4 protein-coding genes are annotated in these 5,038 nt (G+C 42.8%); all 4 read right to left on the bottom strand.

From position 1 onward, the window contains the following. Positions 1-465 (bottom strand): RteC domain-containing protein (locus tag BGP15_RS04895; protein ID WP_286768852.1); only part of this gene is annotated, 465 nt, incomplete at its 3' end. A 79-nt stretch (positions 466-544) separates the two neighbouring features. After that, complete coding sequence (locus BGP15_RS04890) at positions 545-979, bottom strand: hypothetical protein (protein ID WP_148907514.1); 435 nt, start codon at positions 977-979, stop codon at positions 545-547. Positions 980-984: 5 nt separating this feature from the next. Then, on the bottom strand, positions 985-2,124 hold the full coding sequence (locus BGP15_RS04885) for an efflux RND transporter periplasmic adaptor subunit (RefSeq protein ID WP_286768851.1): 1,140 nt from the start codon (positions 2,122-2,124) through the stop codon (positions 985-987). A 4-nt stretch (positions 2,125-2,128) separates the two neighbouring features. Continuing rightward, positions 2,129-5,038 (bottom strand): efflux RND transporter permease subunit (locus tag BGP15_RS04880; RefSeq protein WP_286768850.1); only part of this gene is annotated, 2,910 nt, incomplete at its 5' end.

The following is a 5,038-nucleotide window of genomic DNA, read 5'->3' as shown; positions in this document are numbered from 1 at the left end:
AGTTGAAAAGGTAGGGTCTGCCTCGAAGAAAAATGTATCAAGATTAAGTTTTACATCGGCATTACCTCGTAAGAATAACTTACGGTCTAAAAAAGTATTGTTGGTTCGGTAATACTTGTAAAATTCGAGATTGTTCTCAAAAAAACGTTGCAGTTTATGAAGTTCCGCATTCAGATATTTTCTGATTACCTTTCTACCTCCATTAGGCCTTTTTGTCTCAATCTTAAAAACAGAATTAAAAAATATAAGCCTTGAAACAACCTTGGGTTTTACGTTTTTAAAAAAGTGGATTTCATCTTCTTCAGATTTGAATCCATTTTCCTGAACATATTTCCGTAGGGTGGCTAAGTGACGTAAAATAGTATTGATTGTATCTTCTACCTGATGCACAGGGTACTTCGCTTCCAGTATAATGGAATTTATCTCATCTTCCACACCTTGAACTATATTCAGAATCTTTTTCATAAGGATTACATGATTTGGTGATTATAACAGAAATCGTCTATTCAATTCTTGAGCAGACGATACAACCAATAACCTTGTGTTATTTCACTCCATTTTTAAATGCCGTATAATTCTGTTCATTTTCAAAATAGGCTACCTCACCGCCGTCAGCAATCAGAACGATATAAGCTGTCGCTTTGTCTACTTTCTTCATCGTTTGAGGGTCTAGGGCATAGCGGACACTCTCATCCTGTGGAATACGCTTCTTGCACATTTCACAACATCCATAATAGGTTTTCCCATCAAAAGGAACTTCCAATTGTTGCTTGCCCATGTAGGCATCATTTACCATACAGACAAGGTTGCTTGGTACATGGTCGCCTTTTTTAGGTTCGTTACTTTTTACGTTGCTTGCAGGTGTAGCTGTAGTAACTTCATTAGTTGAAGTTCCTTCATTACTTTTGTTCTGGCTACATCCGATGAGAAGTACCGTGGCAAATGCCACGATACTTAAGAATTTGAACTGTACTTTCATTTTGTTTATTTTTTATTAGGATTATTTGGTTTGTTCGGAACTTCAGTAGCTTCCTGAATTTCTTCCGATCCCATTTTTAATATTTTGTCTCCCTGATTAAGTTCTCCAAAAACTTCTACCTGTTCCGGCATTACACGTCCCTTGCTCACCGGAACATTTTTGGTCTTTCCATTCTCTACACGTATCACATACACGCCCATTCCGCTTTCAACAACTGCGGTTTTGGGAACAAAAAATGTAGGTTCCGTATTTTGTAAAGGAATGGCCGTCTCAGCAACCATATACGGTTTCAGGATATTATTCTTATTGATAAAATCGGCTTCGATCTTTTCAGAACGGAGTTTCAAGTCAAGGCTTCCCGATTTTCTGCTGATCAGAGCAATATGCTTTTGCTGGGGCTGTGATCTCACGTGGAAACGGATCGTGTCACCTAATTTAAGGTAAGGCGTATTGGCTTCCGGAACGGAAAGATTTAGACGTAGTTTCTGATTGTTCTCCACCACCAACAAAGGCTCTTTGTTCATTGGTCCCACATAGGCACCCAGATCCACGTTTCTATCCGTGATTGTTCCGCTGAACGGAGCTTTGATCACCAGGTAATTATTGATATCCTTGATCTCATTATAGGCAGACCTTGCGGCATTCAACTGAGCCTCATCGGAAAGTTTACGGGCCTTGATCTGGTCAAGCGCATCTTTTGCAATAGCTCCCTGTGTTTCGTTGGCTTTCATTGTCCTGTCGTAAGTAGCTTTGGTCGAAAAATAGATGGCTTCCTGAGCTTCCAATTTCGCCTTAGCACTTGCTACCTGCGACTGGATTTCAGGTGCTTCCAATACTGCCAGAATCTGACCTGCCGATACTTTATCACCGATATCTACACGGATACTTTTTACATAACTGTTAACTTTTGCAAACAGGGCTGTCTGTTGGTCAGGCTTTAGCTCACCAGCTAATTTCAGCATTACCTTCGGGTTGGACTTAGATATTTCGACAGTTTCCCAAGGGTTCATCATCATTCCCATTCCCATCCCCATACCAGGCATGCCGCCTTTTTTAGGTTCTTCCTTTGCTGCTTCTTTTGTTTCATTATTGCAGGCGGTCAGCAGCATTATAAATGAAGCTGCCAATATTGTTATATATTTCATTTCTTTATTTTTTTAGGTTTACAAAGTGAATACTTTCCTCATCTTCTGGATGCAGCGAATTGGATACAATGGATGCTTTTTTCTGAACCCAACCGAATACAAGCGGGAGAACGATCAATACCGAGAAAGTAGAGAAAATCAACCCACCGATTACGGCACGTCCCAATGGAGATACCTGATCACCGCCCTCTCCAAATCCGATAGCCATCGGTAACATACCGGCAACCATGGCCAACGTGGTCATGACAATAGGACGGATACGTAATTTGGCAGCTTCTATTGCTGCTCCAAGTGCATCATTTGAAGATTTACGAATGGTTTCGGCATTTGAAATCAATAACACCGCATTTGCAATAGACACCCCGACGGACATGATCATTCCCATATAGGATTGAAGGTTCAGTGTAGAACCTGTCAGGTTCAGGGCAACCAACGCACCCACAATTACAAAAGGAACAGTTGATAGAATTACCCATGAAACCCTAAAAGACTGGAATGTGGCAGAAAGCATCAGATATATGACTACGACAGCGATCAACAGTCCTGAAGCAAGACTGCCTAATGTCTCGTCCAGAACAGGAGCAAGTCCCGCAACCTCAATATTTATCCCTTTTGGCAATTCACCAAGAGAAGCTATTGCTGCTTTTACATCTTTGGACGCCTGTTCAAGGTCTTTTTTATGCAGGTTGGCTGTTACCGTTGTATAGCCCATTGTTCCAAGGTTATAACTTTCTCCCATTTCCTTTGTAGGCAGCACCGTAGCAACATCGCTTAATACAGGCCTGTCCTGGTTTTTGGTCAGGGGAAGATTTTCCAGTTCCTCTTTGCTGTTCAGTATATTCTGAGGGGTCTGAACCTGTACATCGTAAGCGATCCCCATCATACCTCCAACCCAAAAGTTCTTATTGGTATAACGTGTCGATGCCGTTGCGGCAACCAGTGATTTAGCGATATCCTGTGCATCCAGTCCCAACTGGGCAGCCCTTGTCCGGTCAATATTGATCTGCATCGCCGGATAGTTCATGGATTGTGGAATTTGCTGATCACGCATGTAGTCAAGTTCCTTCAGTTTTGCAAGAAGCTTATTTGCCGTCATCATGTTCATTTTCTTCATCATCCCCGATACCCGGATCTCAACAGGATTATTGGCTCCCTGGCTAAGGATTTTTTCCGTTAGTTCAATCGGTTCAAATGAGAGTTGCAGATCGGGCATTTTTTCCTTGTAATATTGACGGAGTTCATCTTTCAGCTCATCTGAATTACCGTTAAATTCTTTAAGGGCTACCTGCATCAGGGCTTCATGCGGCCCTGCATTGTACAGATAGATCGGGCTCACGGCAAATGTTGAAGGATGCTGTCCGATAAAAACCGATGATATCGCAACATTATCTTTGCCGACCTTAGCCTTTAGCAGTTCAAGAAAATTTTTCACCTTTTTCTCGGTTACTTCTATGCGGGTTCCGTCAGCGGCTTTAAGCCTTACCTGAAATTGTTTGGAATTGGAAGTAGGAAGTACATCTTTTCCGGTAATCAGGTATAGACCAGCTCCGGCAAGGATGACAGCAATCAGGCTAATTCCCACGATAGGTTTCCTGAATTTCATCAGACCCGAAAGGAAGTTTGAAAATTTCTCCCTGAACTTTGTAAACCTGTCTTCTTTATGTGCAGGGTTTTCGCAGTTTACAACATTGTGTTTCATCATCCAGTTTGCCATCACAGGAACGAAAGTCTGTGATAAAAGGAAGGAGATAATCATCGAAAAACCAATGGCCATTGCCAATGGCATAAACAGCGATCCCGGAATACCTGTCATCATAAATGCCGGTGCGAATACGGCAAGGATACATAGCATGATGAGCAGTTTTGGAAATGCAATTTCCTTACACGCATCCCATATCGCCTGTGCTTTTGTCTTGCCCATAGCAAAGTGCTGGTGGATATTTTCGATGGTCACTGTACTCTCGTCCACCAATATACCGATTGCCAGTGCAAGACCTGAAAGCGACATGATATTGATGGTCTGTCCGAAGAGCTTAAGGAAAAGCACAGCAGAGATAATAGAGATCGGAATGGTCATGATCACAATCAGTGCCGCCCTGCGGTCATTCAGGAACAGCAGTACCATCAATCCGGTCAGCAAAGCTCCCAGTACGCCCTCTACAACAAGGCTTTTCAAGGCGTTGGAAATATACACCGATTGATCGAATTCATAGGATATCTTCACGTCATCTGGCATATTACGCTGAATGTCCGGCAGCTGTTTCTTTAGCGTATTGACAACATCGAGTGTAGAGGCATTACCGGCCTTGGCAATGTTGATATATACGGAACGTTTTCCGTCAATAAGGGCATAGCCTGTGGCAATATCCGCACCGTCCTTAACGGTTGCTACGTCACGGATATACACATTGTCCACTGTGCCCTTGAAAATCGGCACATCGCCCAGTTCTTCTATATTCTTCACCGTATTATTGGTCGGTGTCAGATAATTTTTATCCCCGATATAGATATTTCCGGAAGGGGATGTAATGTTGTTTCTGCTGATGGCTTCAACAACCTGTTCCGGAGATAAATTATGTGAACGTAACTTGTAGGGATCGATATTGATCTCAATGGTACGCGGGCTACCTCCGAAAGGTGGGGCTGTTGTCAAGCCGGGTATCTTAATCAGGAACGGACGGGCGTTAAAGTTTGCAATATCCTGTAACTGGTTATTTGTCTTTGTATTGCTACGGAACACCAATTGCCCAACCGGTTGTGATGAGGCATCAAAACGGATAATGAACGGTGGCGGAGCACCCGGTGGCAGGAATACCTGCGAACGGTTGGACAGTGCATTGATACTGGCTATCGCTTCACCCATTTCGGTACCTTCATAGAAAGTAATCTTCATCAGGGTAAGTCCCTGTGTATT

This window comes from Sphingobacterium sp. 40-24, assembly GCF_001899705.1.
GTDB lineage: Bacteria > Bacteroidota > Bacteroidia > Sphingobacteriales > Sphingobacteriaceae > Sphingobacterium > Sphingobacterium multivorum.
This window is presented reverse-complemented; position numbering and strand designations above follow the sequence as displayed.

Excerpts from the sequence above, each read along its gene's own strand:
- BGP15_RS04890 (WP_148907514.1), bottom strand. The coding sequence starts at position 979 with ATGAAAGTACAGTTCAAATTCTTAAGTATCGTGGCATTTGCCACGGTA.
- BGP15_RS04885 (WP_286768851.1), bottom strand. The coding sequence starts at position 2,124 with ATGAAATATATAACAATATTGGCAGCTTCATTTATAATGCTGCTGACC.